Origin of the sequence: Allosphingosinicella sp. (assembly GCF_036402135.1) — a bacterium.
In the GTDB taxonomy this organism is placed as follows: domain Bacteria; phylum Pseudomonadota; class Alphaproteobacteria; order Sphingomonadales; family Sphingomonadaceae; genus Allosphingosinicella.
In genome coordinates, this window is the sequence record NZ_DASWTN010000027.1 from 1 (window position 1) to 15,632 (window position 15,632).

At 64.4% G+C, this 15,632-nt stretch carries 17 protein-coding genes; 11 read left to right on the forward strand and 6 right to left on the reverse strand.

Translation table 11 applies throughout. From position 1 onward, the window contains the following. Nucleotides 1-186 precede the first annotated feature (186 nt). Together prfB and VGD10_RS07395 are read left to right on the forward strand one after the other, a co-directional pair. A complete protein-coding gene (prfB, locus tag VGD10_RS07390) occupies nucleotides 187-1,314 on the forward strand; it encodes a peptide chain release factor 2 (RefSeq protein WP_331040167.1) in 1,128 nt (375 codons plus the stop codon). Further along, nucleotides 1,304-1,993 (forward strand): class I SAM-dependent methyltransferase, encoded by a 690-nt coding sequence (locus tag VGD10_RS07395; protein ID WP_331040168.1) that lies wholly within the window; start codon nucleotides 1,304-1,306, stop codon nucleotides 1,991-1,993. Before prfB ends, VGD10_RS07395 begins: the two co-directional genes overlap by 11 nt. Before the next feature lies 1 nt (nucleotide 1,994). Here the strand turns inward: VGD10_RS07395 and VGD10_RS07400 are convergent, their stop codons facing one another. Next, nucleotides 1,995-2,372 (reverse strand): JAB domain-containing protein, encoded by a 378-nt coding sequence (locus VGD10_RS07400; protein WP_331040169.1) that lies wholly within the window; start codon nucleotides 2,370-2,372, stop codon nucleotides 1,995-1,997. 137 nt (nucleotides 2,373-2,509) lie between these two features. Here VGD10_RS07400 and VGD10_RS07405 point away from each other — a divergent pair, with 137 nt between their 5' ends. The 4 genes from VGD10_RS07405 to VGD10_RS07420 all read left to right on the forward strand — a co-directional run bounded on the left by VGD10_RS07405 (nucleotide 2,510) and on the right by VGD10_RS07420 (nucleotide 4,792). After that, nucleotides 2,510-3,304: a thymidylate synthase gene (locus VGD10_RS07405; protein ID WP_331040170.1), complete on the forward strand. Its 795-nt coding sequence runs from the start codon at nucleotides 2,510-2,512 to the stop codon at nucleotides 3,302-3,304. Then, complete coding sequence (locus VGD10_RS07410; protein ID WP_331040171.1) at nucleotides 3,301-3,792, forward strand: dihydrofolate reductase; 492 nt, start codon at nucleotides 3,301-3,303, stop codon at nucleotides 3,790-3,792. The genes VGD10_RS07405 and VGD10_RS07410 overlap by 4 nt, the downstream gene beginning before the upstream one ends. A gap of 78 nt (nucleotides 3,793-3,870) precedes the next feature. Then, nucleotides 3,871-4,320 (forward strand): DoxX family protein, encoded by a 450-nt coding sequence (locus tag VGD10_RS07415; RefSeq protein ID WP_331040172.1) that lies wholly within the window; start codon nucleotides 3,871-3,873, stop codon nucleotides 4,318-4,320. A gap of 277 nt (nucleotides 4,321-4,597) precedes the next feature. Next, nucleotides 4,598-4,792, forward strand: coding sequence for a hypothetical protein (locus VGD10_RS07420; protein WP_331040173.1), 195 nt, complete (start codon nucleotides 4,598-4,600; stop codon nucleotides 4,790-4,792). Between the two features lie 222 nt (nucleotides 4,793-5,014). On the opposite strand, the gene VGD10_RS07425 is transcribed toward VGD10_RS07420, so the two are convergent. Further along, entirely contained in the window at nucleotides 5,015-5,503 is a 489-nt protein-coding gene (locus VGD10_RS07425) for a hypothetical protein (protein ID WP_331040213.1), read from the reverse strand. Here VGD10_RS07425 and VGD10_RS07430 point away from each other — a divergent pair. Genes VGD10_RS07430 through VGD10_RS07450 form a run of 5 tightly spaced genes read left to right on the forward strand, consistent with a single transcriptional unit; the run spans nucleotide 5,384 to nucleotide 10,488 of the window. Continuing rightward, nucleotides 5,384-6,271: a bifunctional riboflavin kinase/FAD synthetase gene (locus VGD10_RS07430; protein ID WP_331040209.1), complete on the forward strand. Its 888-nt coding sequence runs from the start codon at nucleotides 5,384-5,386 to the stop codon at nucleotides 6,269-6,271. The genes VGD10_RS07425 and VGD10_RS07430 overlap by 120 nt on opposite strands. A gap of 12 nt (nucleotides 6,272-6,283) precedes the next feature. Then, nucleotides 6,284-9,142 carry an isoleucine--tRNA ligase gene (gene ileS / locus VGD10_RS07435; RefSeq protein WP_331040174.1) on the forward strand — a complete coding sequence of 953 codons (2,859 nt, stop codon included), beginning with the start codon at nucleotides 6,284-6,286 and terminating at the stop codon, nucleotides 9,140-9,142. Further along, on the forward strand, nucleotides 9,135-9,662 hold the full coding sequence (gene lspA / locus VGD10_RS07440; protein WP_414639511.1) for a signal peptidase II: 528 nt from the start codon (nucleotides 9,135-9,137) through the stop codon (nucleotides 9,660-9,662). Before ileS ends, lspA begins: the two co-directional genes overlap by 8 nt. Before the next feature lie 8 nt (nucleotides 9,663-9,670). Further along, complete coding sequence (locus tag VGD10_RS07445) at nucleotides 9,671-10,081, forward strand: DUF3035 domain-containing protein (RefSeq protein WP_414639513.1); 411 nt, start codon at nucleotides 9,671-9,673, stop codon at nucleotides 10,079-10,081. Between the two features lie 50 nt (nucleotides 10,082-10,131). Next, a complete protein-coding gene (locus VGD10_RS07450; RefSeq protein ID WP_331040176.1) occupies nucleotides 10,132-10,488 on the forward strand; it encodes a hypothetical protein in 357 nt (118 codons plus the stop codon). Here VGD10_RS07450 and metC read toward each other — a convergent pair. From metC to VGD10_RS07470, 4 genes are read right to left on the reverse strand one after another with little or no spacing between them, the layout of a single operon-like run. Beyond that, the gene (gene metC / locus VGD10_RS07455; protein ID WP_331040177.1) at nucleotides 10,485-11,645 is read right to left on the reverse strand and encodes a cystathionine beta-lyase; all 1,161 of its coding nucleotides are present in this window, start codon (nucleotides 11,643-11,645) and stop codon (nucleotides 10,485-10,487) included. The two genes, VGD10_RS07450 and metC, sit on opposite strands and share 4 nt — an antisense overlap. Beyond that, nucleotides 11,642-12,484: a 3-mercaptopyruvate sulfurtransferase gene (gene sseA, locus VGD10_RS07460; protein WP_331040211.1), complete on the reverse strand. Its 843-nt coding sequence runs from the start codon at nucleotides 12,482-12,484 to the stop codon at nucleotides 11,642-11,644. Before sseA ends, metC begins: the two co-directional genes overlap by 4 nt. Nucleotides 12,485-12,492: 8 nt before the next feature. After that, the gene (locus VGD10_RS07465) at nucleotides 12,493-14,085 is read right to left on the reverse strand and encodes a M28 family metallopeptidase (RefSeq protein ID WP_331040178.1); all 1,593 of its coding nucleotides are present in this window, start codon (nucleotides 14,083-14,085) and stop codon (nucleotides 12,493-12,495) included. 26 nt (nucleotides 14,086-14,111) lie between these two features. After that, nucleotides 14,112-15,611 carry a S10 family peptidase gene (locus VGD10_RS07470; protein WP_331040179.1) on the reverse strand — a complete coding sequence of 500 codons (1,500 nt, stop codon included), beginning with the start codon at nucleotides 15,609-15,611 and terminating at the stop codon, nucleotides 14,112-14,114. Between the last annotated feature and the right edge of the window lie 21 nt (nucleotides 15,612-15,632).

Here is a 15,632-nt window from a genome sequence, read left to right on the forward strand (position 1 = left end):
TCCGAGCGCGCGCAGGCAAACAGGCCGCGCCAGTCCGCTCCGCGCCCGGCGCCGCGTACCGCACCGCGCCCGGCAACGCCTCAGGTCCAGCCGGAAGCCAACGCTTCCTTGCCAACGGACGCCGGTATTTACTAACTGCGCGTCAGTTCCCGCTCGTTACGACCGACCCAATTTGAAGGACCTTCGATGCGCGCTGAAGCGCAAGCCCATGTCGATCAGATAAAGTCGGCGCTCGATCTCATTCGCCGGTTCCTCGACTGGGACCGCGCTCTGCGCCGCCTGGATGAGCTCAACCAGCGGGTTGAGGATCCGACGCTCTGGGACGACGCCAAGCAGGCGCAGGAGGTGATGCGCGAACGGCGGCGGCTCGACGAAGCGATCGGCGCGGCCAACGCGATCCAGAAGGAATTGGACGACACTACCGAGCTTCTGGAAATGGCGGAGGCGGAAGGGGACGACACGCTTGCCGACGACGCGGTCAACGCGCTTGCGGAGCTCGCCCAGCGGGCGGAGCGGGACAAGGTTACGGCTCTACTCGCGGGCGAGGCCGACGCCAACGACACCTATATCGAGATCAATTCCGGCGCCGGCGGCACCGAAAGCAACGACTGGGCGGGCATGCTGCAGCGCATGTACCAGCGCTGGGCCGAGCGGCACGGCATGAAGGTCGAGCTGATCGATTATCATGCGGGTGAGCAGGCCGGCATCAAGTCGGCGACCCTGCTCCTCAAGGGCGAGAACGCTTACGGCTATGCCAAGACGGAAAGCGGCGTTCACCGCCTTGTCCGCATCAGCCCCTATGACAGCTCGGCGCGCCGGCACACGAGCTTCGCCTCCGTCTGGGTCTATCCGGTGATCGATGACAATATCGAGGTCGAATATAACGAGAGCGATCTTCGTATCGACACCTATCGCGCATCGGGGGCCGGCGGGCAGCATATCAACACGACCGATTCAGCGGTGCGCATCACGCACTTGCCCACCGGTATCGTCGTCCAGTGCCAGAATCAGCGTTCGCAGCATAAGAACAAGGCCGAAGCCTATAACCAGCTTCGCGCCCGCCTCTACGAACTCGAACTTCAGAAGCGCGAGGCCGAGGCGAATGCGACCGCCGCCAGCAAGACCGATATCGGCTGGGGCCATCAGATCCGCTCCTACGTGCTCCAGCCCTATCAGCTGGTGAAGGATCTTCGCACCGGCGTTACCTCGACGTCGCCGTCGGACGTGCTCGACGGCGACCTGGACCCCTTCATGGCCGCCGCTTTGTCCCAGCGCGTGACGGGCGAGAAGGTCGAAGTGGAAGATGTCGACTAAGGTCGCGCTCCTTCCGCTGCTCTTGCTCGCAGGCGCGTGCGAGGCGCAGCCGGAACAGTCGCCCTTTCCGGAGCCGAACCGCCCCGTCGCGCCGATCGTATCGGCGAGCTATTCCGAAGAAGACACGCGCGACAGCGTTCGGGAATTCGATACGGTCGTCCGCTTGGCGGAGATCAGGGAAGGCATGTTCGTCGCCGACGTCGGTGCAGGCGAAGGCTATTACACCGTGCGGCTCTCGCCCCTCGTCGGACGCCGCGGCCGCATTCTCGCACAGGATATCATTCCCGAGACCCTCAACGACCTCGTCCGCCGCGTCCAGCGCGAGAATTTGGAAAATGTCGGGGTGAAACTGGGCAAGCCGCACGATCCGCTGCTTCCGGCGGGCTCGCTCGACCGGATACTTCTCATCCATATGTATCACGAGGTGGAGCGGCCGAGCGAATTCCTGTGGCACCTGCGCGACGGCCTCAAACGGGACGGCAGCGTCATCGTCGTCGACGCCGACCGGCCGACGGAGCGGCACGGGACGCCGCCTCGCCTCCTCCTCTGCGAATTTTCGGCCATAGGATACCAGCTGGTCCGCTTCGAGCGGCTTCCGGATTCCGAATCCTATTTTGCGAAATTCGAGGCAACCGAGCCCAAGCCGGAGCCCAAGGACATTCCGTCCTGCCAAGCCTGAACTAGAGCAGCCCCAAAGCTTTCAGGCTGCGGCAGTCACCGTCCTTTCCCATGATCAGATGATCGTGAAGTTCGATGCCGAGATTGTCGGCCGTCGTCGCAAGAATGCGGGTTGCGTCCATGTCGGCACCGCTCGGCGTCGGATCGCCGCTCGGATGATTATGGGCGACGATGAGGCCCATGCTGCCGAAACGCAGCGCGTCAGCTATGATCCCGCGGACCGGCAGCTCGATCTCGTCCTCGCCGCCTGCTTCCCCTTCAGTGGTGGCGATCAGTCGCCGATCGATGTCGAGATGCAGCACCACCACTTTCTCTCCCTCCAGCCGCCCGAAGAGCGGCGCCAGCACATCGGCAGCATCCTTGGCGGTCCTGATAAACACGGCGGCGGTTCTGCCACTGCCGGTCATTGGCTTCAGTTCGGGACTGCTCCCTTACGGAGTGAACCGAATCCTCCGTTGTGGATGAAAGTCATGGCGCCCTTGGAATGCACTTCGCCTGCCGCCATAAGCTTGTCCCCATGCAGGCCTATCACGACCTCCTCCAGCGCATCCTCGACGAAGGTGTGGAGCAAAGCGACCGCACAGGCACCGGCACGCTCTCCGTATTCGGCCATCAGATGCGGTTCGACCTGTCGAAGGGCTTCCCGCTCGTCACCACCAAGAAGCTGCACCTCCGCTCGATCATCATCGAATTGCTCTGGTTCCTGAAGGGCGACACCAATGTGGCGTATCTCAAGGAGAACAAAGTCAGCATCTGGGACGAATGGGCGGACGAGAAGGGCGATCTCGGCCCCGTCTACGGCAAACAGTGGCGCGACTGGGAGGGGCCGGACGGCAGTCATATCGATCAGATTGCGAACCTCATCGCCCTCATCCGCCGCGATCCGTCCTCACGCCGCCAGATCGTCTCCGCCTGGAACCCGGCCGAGCTGCACAAGATGGCGCTCGCCCCCTGCCACTGCCTGTTCCAGACGCAGGTCGCGGGCGGCAAGCTCCACCTCCAGCTTTATCAGCGGAGCGCCGACGTCTTCCTCGGCGTGCCGTTCAACATCGCCAGCTACGCGCTCCTCACCCACATGCTCGCCCAGCAATGCGGGCTTCGGCCCGGCACCTTCGTCTGGACCGGCGGCGACTGCCATCTCTACTCAAACCATCTCGAGCAGGCCCGCCTCCAGCTAAGCCGCGATGCCCGCCCACTGCCGACGCTCACCATCAAGCGGAAGCCAGACGGCATCGACCAATATGCCTATGAGGATTTCGAGATCGCCGACTACGATCCGCACCCGCACATCGCCGCGCCGGTAGCGGTGTGAGCGAACGCCAGATCCAGATCGTCGTCGCCCGCGCCGACAACGGCGTAATCGGCAAGGACGGCAAGCTGCCCTGGCACCTTCCCGCGGACCTCAAGCACTTCAAGCGGCTGACGCTCGGCACGCCGATGATCATGGGCCGGAAGACGTTCGAGAGCCTACCCGGCCTGCTCCCCGATCGGCGGCACATCATCCTCACCCGTGACCGAAGCTGGTCGGCGCCGGGAGTGGAGGCGGTGCATTCAGTCGATGAGGCGCTTCAGCGGGCGCCGTCCAATAGCATTTCCGTTGTAGGCGGCGCCGAGATTTTCGCGCTGCTCATGCCGTGCGCCACCGACTTCTACCTCACCGAGGTTCATTGTGACGCGGACGGCGACACTTCAATGCCTGCGCCTGATTCTGCGGATTGGCGCGAAGTCTCCCGTGAGCATCATCTGGCGGCGGACGGCCGCCCCGCCTTCAGCTTCGTCCATTTTATTCGACGAAGGTAGGGGTATCTTCGACCAGCGTCCTTTCTTCGGCTCGCCAAGGAGATAAGATCGCGGCAATCTAAACTGCCGGGGGATGACATGCGACAGTGGGGTGATTGGCTCGACCTTCTTGGCCGGGCGCTGCTTGGGACAACCTTTATCTACTGGGGCGCGCGCAAGCTGGTGGACGTGCTCGGCATCGGTGCGCCGGATCAAGGCGGCTGGACCGGCTACATGGAGGCGAGGGGTGTTGCCGGCGAGCTTCTGCCTCTCGTGATCCTGACGGAATTGGGCGGCGGGCTGCTTCTGCTGATCGGTTTCAAGAACCGCTATGCGGCCATTGCTTTGGCCGGCTTCTGCATCCTTGCAAACTGGTTCTTCCACACCGGCTTCGACCTCCCGTCACCGGTGGGGCACTTCAATTGGGTCATCTTCATCAAGAACTTCGCCGTTGCCGGCGGCCTGCTCGTTCTCGCCGGACGCGGCGCGGGCGCTTACAGCCTGGATGGACGCGTGGGCGCCCGCGGCCGGGAGAGTGTAAATGCCTGATCCGGCTCGGCTCTTGCGGCTTGCCGCAATGCTTGCCGCGGCGATTGCCGCCTCCGCAAGCGTAGCGCAGACCGCCGAGATAGAGCCTCTCCGGTTCCCCGAGCGAAGCTACGATGCTTTTGTCTCCGACGAGGTGGCGAACGCGCCATTTCGAATGCCTGAGCCAGCCTTCCGCCTCGATGCTCCGCAAGATGACTGGGCGCTGCTTCACTCTGCGAAAATCGCCGTAAATCGCATCGCCTAGCGGTCGGATGGGAACAGGATAACCGGCTTTCTGATGCAGCCGTCGGATGGCCGCGGAAAGCGCCCGGTGCTCATCTGGGCCCGCGGCGGCATCGGCGACGTCGCTCAAGGCGAAGGGCAGTTCGTGCAAATGGCCGGCTGGGTGAGGCGCGGCTATATCGTCATCGGCTCCATTATCGCGGCGCGGCCGGCAGTGAAGGATCGGACGAATTCTCCGGCCGCGACCTAAACGATATCAAGGCGCTGCTGCCGATCATCAGGAGCATTCCGCAGGCGGACGCTGACGCCATATTCGCGCTCGGTTTTTCGCGGGGCGGAACCATGCTCTACCGCGCGGTGGCGGATGGCCTCCCGGTAAAAGCTTTCGCCACGGGCGGCGGAGTGACGGACCTTGCCGACGCGGCCGCCGGCGGCCCGACCTCGCCGAACGGTTCAAGGACATGATGCCCGATTATGCGGCGGAAGCTGCAAGTAATTTCTGTGCCCGCTCTGCCACCTGCTGGCCGGAAAGGCTGAAGGCGCCCTTGCTGCTCGCCAATGGCGGCGCCGATCCGGTCGTGCCGCCGCAGCAGGCGGTCGGCTTGGCACACTGCTGGAGCAGGCAAAACGCCCCTATCGCATCGCGATCATCGGCCAGGCGGATCACGGCTTTACCGGCTATCGGCGCCAGCTGTTCGACCTCGCCGACTTCTTCTTCCGGGAGCAAGGTGCCCGGCCAGTGCTCGCTTACGCCTTGAAAAAACGCCCGGCATCGGGCTAGCCCCGCCGCATGGAGCGGCTGGACGGCGGCTCGGCGGTTCCTGAAGCGTTGCGCGGGGGCATCGTCGCGCTCGGCAATTTCGATGGATTTCATGCGGGCCACCAGGCGGTGGTGGGCCGGGCGGTCGAGCGCGCCCGGGCAGAAGCGCGGCCGGTGCTGGTCGCGACCTTCGATCCGCATCCGGTGCGCTACTTTAAGCCCGACGTCCCGCCCTTCCGACTGACGACGCTCAATCAGCGCGAGCGGCTGTTCGGACAGGCGGACGCTGACGCGATGCTGGTCTTCCGTTTCGACGCCGAGCTCGCCAACCTCACCGCCGAAGAATTTGTCGAGCAGCGCCTCGTGCAGCTAATCGGCGCGGCCGGGGTCGTGACCGGCGAGGACTTTACCTTCGGCAAGGGCCGCGGCGGCAATGTCGAGGTGCTGGAAAGCCTTGGCGCAAAGCACGGCCTCAGCGTGGATGCGGTGGCGCCGGTCTGCGACGGCGAACCGGTTTCGTCCAGCCGCATCCGCGAGGCGCTACAGGACGGCGTTTGCGAGACCGCCGCCCGGCTCCTCACCCGCCCCTTCGCGATTGAGGGCATCGTCGAACATGGCGATCAGCGCGGGCGGGAAATGGGCTATCCGACCGCCAATCTCAGCCTCGGGAAATATCTGCGGCCGAAGTACGGTGTCTATGCCGTGCGCGGGCGCTTGGCGGACGGACGCGTGCTGGAGGGCGCCGCCAACCTCGGCGTCCGCCCAACCTTTGACCCGCCAAAGGAACTGCTTGAGCCTTATTTCTTCGACTTCTCCGGCGACCTCTACGGCCACACGATCGAGGTCGAGCTGATCTCCTACCTCCGCCCCGAACACAAGTTCGAGGATATGGGCGCGCTCTCAGCGCAAATGGCGGCCGACTGCGAGGAGGCGAAGCGCCGCCTTGCCGCCGCGCGCCCTGTCGCCTAAGTCCGCCGCCAAATGTCCAAAAAGCCCGATTACAAAGACACGGTCTTCCTGCCGAAGACCGATTTCCCGATGAAAGCCGGCCTCGCGCAGAAGGAGCCGGCCATTCTCGCGCGCTGGGAAGAGGCGGACCTTTACGGCCAGCTTCGCAAGACCCGCGCCGGACGCGACCGCTTCATCCTCCACGACGGCCCGCCCTACGCCAATGGCGACATTCATATGGGCCATGCGATGAACAAGATCCTGAAGGACATCGTCGTCCGCTCGGCGAGCCTCCGTGGCTTCGATGCGCCCTATGTGCCCGGCTGGGACTGCCACGGCCTCCCCATCGAATGGAAGGTCGAGGAGCAGTATCGGAAAAAGAAGCAGGATAAGGACGAGGTGCCGGTCGCCCAATTCCGCGCCGAATGCCGCGCCTATGCCGACAAATGGGTGGGCGTGCAGCGCGACCAGTTCAAGCGGCTCGGTGTCATGGGCGAGTGGGGCGACCCCTATCTCACCATGAAATATGAGAGCGAGGCCGCAATCGCCGCCGAGCTCCTGAAATTCGCCGAAACCGGCCAGCTCTACCGCGGCGCCAAGCCCGTCATGTGGAGCCCGGTCGAAAAGACGGCTCTGGCCGAGGCGGAGGTGGAATATGAGGATATCACCTCCACCCAGATCGACGTGGCGTTCGAGATTGTCGAAAGCCCCATCCCGGAGCTGGTCGGCGCATATGCGGTGATCTGGACGACCACGCCTTGGACGATCCCGGTCAATCAGGCGATCGCCTATGGACCCGAGATAGAATACGTTCTTCTCGAGGAAAGCGACGGTCGCCGCTTCTTGGTCGCCGACGAGCTGGATGCCGCCTTTGGAGCCCGTGTGGCCGGACAGCTAGGCCGCACCACAACTTATAACCAGCTTTGGCAAGGAACAGGCGCTGATCTTGCCGGCACCGTCGCCCGCCACCCGATGCATCATCTGGGCGGCTTCTTTGCCAAGCCGCGTCCGCTGCTGCCGGGTGATTTCGTCACCACCGATCAGGGCACCGGCCTCGTCCATATGGCGCCGGATCATGGCGAGGACGACTTCCTACTTTGTAGGGCGCACGGCATCGACACTGTCTTCGCGGTGGAAGGCGATGGGCGCTATCGCAAGGATTGGGCATGGCTCGGCGGACAGGGCAGCGTCATCAACGCCAAGTTCAACGCGCCGGACGGGCCGATCTGCAGCGATCTGCGAGAAGCGGGAGCGCTGCTCGCCGCCTCGACGGACTTCCAGCATAGCTACCCGCATAGCTGGCGGTCGAAGGCGAAGGTGATCTTCCGCGCCACGCCGCAATGGTTCATTCCGATGGACGCAGCCCGCGGTGTTTCTTCCGATGCTTCAGGCGGAGAGCGCGGCGCCGGCGACAACAGCTCCGCGATGACGCTGCGCGACACGGCCCTCGCGGCCATCGATGAGACCCGCTGGGTTCCGGAAAAGTCGAAGAATCGCATCCGCTCAATGCTCGAAGGCCGTCCCGACTGGGTGGTCAGCCGCCAGCGGGCGTGGGGCGTGCCTATTGCGCTCTATGTGAACCGGAAGACCGGCGACTATCTCAGCGACCCGAACGTCAACGCCCGCATCGTTGATGCCTTCAAGGCGGGCGGCGCGGATGCCTGGTTCACCGCTGACCATCAGGCCCTGCTCGGGGGCGAATACAGCCTTGCCGACTATGAGCCAGTGAACGACATTCTCGACGTGTGGTTCGACAGCGGCTCCACCCATGCCTACGTCGTCGAGCAGCGCTATGGCGAAGGCACGCGCGCCAACGTCTATGTCGAAGGGTCCGACCAGCATCGCGGCTGGTTCCAGTCCTCGCTGCTCGAAAGCTGCGGCACGCGCGGGCGTGCGCCGTACGAGGAGGTCCTGACCCACGGCTTTGCACTCGACCAGAACGGGCGCAAAATGTCGAAGTCCATCGGCAATGTCGTCGATCCGCTCGCCATCATCCGCGACAACGGGGCGGATATCCTCCGCCTTTGGGTCGCCTCGACCGACTATTTCGAGGATGTCCGCATCGGCAAGGAGGTGCTGGCCGGCACGTCCGACGCCTATCGCAAGCTCCGCAACACCTTCCGCTACCTGCTAGGCGCCTTGAGCGACTTCACGGATGCGGAACGCGTCTCGCCTGCTGAGATGCCCGAACTCGAACGCTGGGTGCTGCACCGCCTCGCCGAGCTCGACGCGGAGCTTCGCGAAGCGGCGGAAGGTTATGAGTTCAACCGCTACACGCGGGCGATCACCGCCTTTGCGAACGACGATCTTTCCGCCTTCTTTTTCGATATCCGCAAGGACAGCCTCTATTGCGACGCGCCGACGGAGCCGAAGCGCCGCGCCTATCGCACCGTCCTCGACATCGTCTTCCACGCACTCGTCCGCTGGGTAAGCCCCATCCTCTGCTTCACCGCCGAGGAAGTGTGGGCCAGCCGCTATCCTGAAGGCGGATCGGTGCACCTCGAAACCTGGCCGGAAGTCGATCCCTCTTGGGAAGATGAACCTCTCGGGCGAAAATGGTCTCATGTTCGCGATCTGAGGGAGACTGTCACCGAAGCCATCGAACCTTTGCGGAGAGAGAAGATCATACGATCGAGTCTTGAGGCAGACGTAGATGTACGTGTGAAGGACGCGACTCTGGCCGAACGCGCTCAGTCAATCGATTTCACCGAGCTTTGCATCGTATCCAGTGCGCGGGTGACAGGATTTGCTGACGACACTGTCGAGGCAACAAGGTTGGTGGACGTGAAGAAAACCTCCAAAGAAAAATGCGGCCGCTGCTGGCGGCATCTGCCGGAAGTGGTCGAGGACGGCGCCCTTTGCGCGCGCTGCGAGGAGGTTGTGAATGGTTGAGACCGCGTCCGCTCTGCCGGCCGAGCGAACCGAGGGCGCGAACCACCGCACCATGGCGCTGATCATCGCCGCGATCGTCTTCGCCGCCGATCAGCTTACCAAATGGGTGGTGATCTCTGTGCTCGGGCTTCAGCAGAAGCTGGTGATCGACCTTCTCCCCTTCTTCGACCTCCGTTGGGTCGAGAATCGAGGTGTGTCGATGGGTTTCCTCACTGCCGACAGCGACACCGGCCGCTGGCTGCTGGTGGCGATGACCGCCGCAATCTCGATCGGCGTCTTCTTCTGGCTGTGGCGCGAAAGGAACAAGGGTGATGCAGTCGCCCTCAGCCTCGTGCTCGGCGGCGCTCTCGGCAATATCGTCGACCGAGTCCGCTACGGCTATGTCGCGGACTTCGCCGATCTGCATTTCGGCGATTGGCGGCCATTTTTGATCTTCAATGTCGCCGACGCTGCCATTACCATCGGCGTTCTGCTATTGCTCGTCCGCGCGCTCCTGACGCGCGAGAAGAAGGAAGTGTAAAGATGCGTATCGCGAAACTGGGTCTGGCCGTGACGGCCGCATCGCTCGTTGCCGGCTGCACCGGCGGCGCCGGCCTCCTCGGACGGGAGCGCCCGGACGAGTTCGCCGTCGCCCGCAATGCGCCGCTCGTCATCCCGCCCGATTTCGCGCTGACGCCGCCCGCTCCGGGCACCGTCCAGCCGGTCGGCGCCGACAGCCGCGCACAGGCGATTGAGGCCCTGTTCGGCGGTCCCGCGCCGCGCAGCAGCGCCGAACAGCAGATTTTGGGCCAAGCCGAGCGCGACCGCGCCGTGCAGGGCGCCCGCTCGGTCGCCGGCGACCCGAACACGACTGTCGTAGACAAGGGTCAGACCACCTCTACGATCCTTGCCGTGCCGGAAGGCTCGGGCCAGGAAGCGCGGGTCACGACGCCGCAATAAGCGGCTGCGATTAGGGTTTTCTTAGCCATCGCGCCCTAATTTCGGGCGCGATGTCGCATCAGCAGCATAGTTTCGAGGATAATGTCGCTTCCGACGCGGGGCGCCACCTCGCGCGCCTCCGCCACGTGCTCGGCCTCGTCGAGCAGATTGCCGGCCGGGCCAGCGCCAGCGCGGAAGACGCGCTCGATGAAAATGCTCGGATCAGCAGCGCCTACGAAGCCGCACCGCCGATCGCGCAGCGCCGCTTCGACACTTTGGTCGCCGAAGCCTCCTGCTGGGCCTCGTCGGGCGTCGACGCGCTCGCTTCCGCCAAGGACCCGCGCAGCCAGCCCCGCATCGCCGCCGCCCGCCTCGCCGACGAACTGGACCATTCGATCCGCCAGATGCGGAAGGTGCTCGGCCTCTAGGCCGGATAGAAGGACAGCGCTGCCTCGAGGTCCGCGATCAGATCGTCAGGATCTTCAAGCCCGATACTAAGCCGCACCATCGGCCCCGCCTGCTCCAGCTTCGTGACGCTCCGGATTCGCTGCGGATCGACGGGGAGGACGAGGCTTTCATAGCCGCCCCAGCTATAGCCGAGGCCGAACAGTTTGAGGCTTTCGACCAGGCGGGTACGATCCGTATCGCTGCCGCCGTTAAGCTCGAACGAGAACAGGCCTGACGCGCCTTTTAAGTCGCGGGTCCAAAGCTCGTGGCCGGGGCAGTCAGACAAGGCGGGATGCCGCACCCGCGCCACCTGCGGCTGCTCCTTTAGCCAGCGCGCTACCTTGAGAGCGCTTTCCTGATGCTGCCGCAGGCGGACCGCGAGCGTGCGAAGCCCTCTAGAACCCAGCCACGCGTCGTCCGGACTGACGGCATGGCCGATGTCGAAGACGGCGGTCTGCAGGCGCCCATACCATTCGGCATTCGCGGTGACGGATCCGAGCATCAGGTCGGAATGCCCGCCGACATATTTGCTGCACGCCATGATCGACAGATCGACGCCCGCCGCCATAGCGGGGAAGAAGAGCGGCGTCGCCCAAGTATTGTCGAGCAGGGTGACGATCCCCCGCGCCTTCGCCACGCGGCAGATGGCGGGCACGTCCTGCACCTCAAGGGTGAGGGAGCCGGGGCTTTCGAGGAAGATAGCCCGCGTCTTCTCGCCGATCAGGGCTTCGATGCCCTCGCCGACCAGCGGATCGTAATAGCGCGTCGTGACGCCGCTGCGCTTCAGCAGCGTGTCGCAGAAGCGGCGGGTCGGACCGTAGACGCTGTCCACCATCAGCAGCTCGTCACCCGCCGAAAGGGCGGCGGTGAGCGCCGCCGTGACCGCGGCAAGGCCGGTCGGGAGCAGCGCCGTCCCCGCAGCCCCCGGCTCCAGCTCCGTCAACGCCTCGGCCAGCGCCCAATGCGTCTCCGTCCCCTGCAGGCCGTAGTTGTGGACGCCTATCTTGGGTGATGCGGCGCGCATGTCGGCAACGCTGTCGAAAAGGACGGTCGAGGCGCGGTTCACCGGCGGGTTGACCAGCCGCCCCCGCCATTCCCTGCGGCGGCCGCCATGGACGATTTGCGTGTTCTTCTTCACGCCGCTCCCGTCGCTTTCGGCGTAGAAGGATCGGAACCCCACTCCGCCCAGCTACCGTCGTAAAGCTTCACATCCTCCTTGCCGAGAAGATGCGCCCCGAACAGCAGGACGGCCGCAGTGACCCCGGACCCGCAGGTCGCCACCATTGGTCTGGACAGATCGACGCCCGCCTGCTCGAACGCGCTGCGAAGTGCGTCGCCGCGCTTCCAGCTATTGTCGGGGCTGAAAAGTTCGGTCTGCGGTAGGCTGCGCGATCCGGGAATGTGTCCGCCCATCACGCCAAGCCGAGGCTCTGCTTCCTCTCCGGTAAAGCGTGGCGCGGGGCGAGCATCGACGATCTCGTGCGCGTCCGAATGGACGATGCCGCTCACATAATCGAGATCGGCCACGACGCTTTGGTCCAGCATCGGCGAGAAATGCGCGTGCCGGATCTGCCGGGAGCCACTTTCCAGCGGACGGCCCTCGGCCTTCCACTTCTGAAGTCCGCCATCGAGCACCGCCACATAATGGGCGCCGAACGTGCGCAGCATCCACCAAGCGCGGGCGGCGCTGTGCAGCGGCGAATTATCGTAGACGACGAAGCGACTGCCGTCGCCGAGGCCCAAAGTCTGCATCCGGCTCGCGAACTTGGCCTCGGGCGGCAGCATGTGCGGCAGCGGGCTCGCGCTGTCGACGATCTCGTCCAAATCCATGAAGACGGCGCCCGGAATGTGCTCCGTCTCATATTCGACGCGTGCGTCGCGGCCGGAGCCTGGAAGAAAGATGGTGGCGTCGATTACGCGGAGGTCGGATGCGCCGAGCTCGCCCGCCAGCCATTCCGTGGAGACGAGCGAGTCCATCTTCTCCCTCAGTTCTTCGCGAAGCGGCGGAAGAAGCTTTGCTGCAGCCATTGCGGCCGCTCCGCCGCATCGGCGACGCGGAGCGTCAACTCGGCCACGAAATCGTTGAGCCGGATCGCATCCTCCCGCGCGACCGGCTGCGACAGGTCGTCCGACGGCGCGTGATAATGGGTCGAGCGCCATTTGCGCTCGATCTCCGCCTCAGGAGTATCCTTCGCAAAGCCGAACTTGAACGCGAGTGCCGGAATGCCCTGGCGGATAAAGCTGTATTGGTCGGACCGGGTGAAGCTGTTCCGCTCCGGGAAGGGGTCGGGGACCAGCGGCAGCCCCATCGATTGGCCAACCTCGGCTGCGGCGCCGCCGAGGCTGCTTTCTTCAGCGCCCAAGGCGATCACGCTCCTCAGCGGGAAGATCGGCAGCGCCATATCGAAATTAAGGTTGGCGACGATCGATCCGTTCGGCACCGTCGGCCTCTGCGCAAAGTAGCTGGAGCCGAGCAGGCCCTTCTCTTCCGCGGTCACGAACACGAACAGGATCGAACGCTTCGGCCGCACCCGCCGCGACTGCAAGGTGCGCGCGATGTCGAGGAGGGTCGAGACGCCCGCCGCATTGTCGAGCGCGCCGTTATAGAGCGGATCGCCGTTGATCGGCGCGCTCATGCCGAGATGGTCGAGATGCGCGGACAGGACGACATATTCGTTCCGGAGCGCCGGGTCGTTCCCGGGAAGCATCGCCACGACATTGTTGGAGCTGACCAGCTTCCGGCTGCTGACGACGCTCGCCCTGAGGGACTGGTTCAGCTCGAAGCGCGGCACGGCCTTCGAAGCATCCGAAAGCGCCGCGATCTCGGCGAAGCTCCGGCCGGAGCGAACGAAGAGCTTCTCCGTCTCCTCCGGATTGAAGCTCGCGAAGAAGAAGTCGCTCTTGAGGTCGCGGATCGAAGGATCGGCGAAATACATGCCGGTCTGCGTCACCTGCGCCATGCTGCGTGACCAGGGCACCTCAACCGCTTTTGGCGTGGTAAGCGTGATGACGCCAACCGCGCCCCGTTCCTCGAGCAGCCGCAGGCGCTCGCCGCGCGCATGCGACTTCAGCGCGCCCGATATGTCTGCCGGACCGCCGCCGACGACGACTGCGATCTTTCCTTTGAGGTCGATGCCCGCGAAATCGTCATGGCCCGCCTCCGGCAGATGCAGGCCGTAGCCGAGGAACACGAGGGGCGCCTCGACACGCTGGGGCCGGGTGCCGCTCCGCGTGCTGATGATAATGTCCTGCGGGATCCGAAGCGGCGATGCCGCGCCGCCCGCGACCAGCGCCGCGCTCGACTGCTCGGAAGCAACCGACTGCTCCTCAAACGCGACCGACTGGAAATAGCCATTGTCGCCTGCCGGCTTCAGTCCCGCCGCGGCGGCCTGCCGCACGACATAATCTGCAGCGCGCTGATATCCCGGCGTGCCGGTCAGCCGCCCTTCCATATCGTCGGCGGCGAGGACCGAGACATCCTGCCACCACAGCCCGGCGCGCTGCTCGGGCGTCAGCGGCGGCACCGTCGCGCAGGCGGAAAGAAAAGGAATAAGGACGAGGGGGAAAGACAGACGCATAGAGGCTCCTAGATCTTCAGGAGAATTCACCGGTTCCTGATGAAGTTCCGGACGTCGCGGCTCAGCTTCACCCGGTCGTCGTCGCGGACGTACATCATGTGGCCCGACCCATAATATTGATACTCGATCCGGTCCTGCGGAATACCAGTCCGGCTGAGCGCATATTCCGCCGCAAAGAAGGGCGTGGCGAAATCGTAATAGCCCTGGCCGACGAAGATGCGCATGCCGCTGTTTTCGCGCAGCGCCTTGCCGAGATAGGGCGTGACGTTGAGATAGGCATTGGCGTCGCGCCCGCCCGGTATCTGCCAGTCCCAGGGCTGCACGTTGCCAATCGTGACGTAGGAGCGGTCGCTCTTATACTTGAGAGCATCCCGGATGTGCGCGTTGACGGCGGCGGTATAGCCGGCATCGATGCCATAGAAGCTTGGATCATTGTCCGGCGTCTCGCCCGCATTGTCATAGTCACGGCCGGTATAGCGGCTATCGAGACGGCCGATCGTAAGACCGCGGTCGCGGAGCAGCTCCTTGTAGAAGCGCGCGGGTTCCACCCGAAGGTTCGCCTGGTCGAGATAGGCTTCGGAAAGGCCGGTGAAGCGGGCAAGCTCGCGCCGGATGCGGGCATGCTCTTCAGGGCTGATGTTCTGCCCCTTCAGAAGCGCGGATGCATAAGGACCGATCGCGAACTGGCGCGCCTCCTCGACGAAACCTTCGATAGAGCTCGCTTCCGCCTTTCCGTGAAAGAGTGCGGTCGCGGCCATTGAAGGTACGTTGAGGATCGGGCCCAGTTCATTCCCCTGTGTGTCGGCCCCGGCCGCGAAATCGAGCACCGTGGAAATGAGGATGATACCGTTCAGCGACACGTCATTATAGGCGCCTTCGAGTACGTTCACGACAGCTGCGGAGCGGGTCGTCCCGTAGCTTTCGCCGCCGAGATATTTGGGCGAGTTCCAGCGGCCGTTATCGTTGAGCCAGAGTCTGATGAACTGGGCCACGGATTGAGCGTCCTTAGTGACGCCCCAGAATTCCTTCGGCTCCGTTTTTCCGAGCGCATGGCTGAAGCCGGTTCCGACGGGATCGATGAAGACGAGGTCGGTGACGTCGAGCAGCGAGTCGGGGTTGTCGACCAGGGGGTAGGGCGGCGCGCCGTCGTCGGTGCCGTCGGACGGGATTGCCACCCGCTTCGGTCCGAACGCGCCCATGTGCAGCCAAACCGATCCGGAACCGGGGCCGCCGTTGAACAGGAATGTGACGGGGCGGTTCGGATCGCGCGGCTCCTTCACATAGCTGACCGAGAAGATCGCCGCGCGCGGCGTGCCGTCTTCGGCGCGAAGGAAGGTTTCGCCCGCGGTCGCCGTATAGTTGAGCCGCTGGCCGCCGAAGATGCCGCCGTGGCGGGTGACGGAGACATTCGGCTGCCGCGTCGGCGCCGCGGTCTCCTTTTCCTCGCTTTTGGGAGCGGGGGCAGTCTGGGCAATTGCGGACGTGGAAAGGCAGGCAATAAGAGCGGCAAGAACGGCGTTGCGCATAAGGCGGCTTATCTCCTTCGG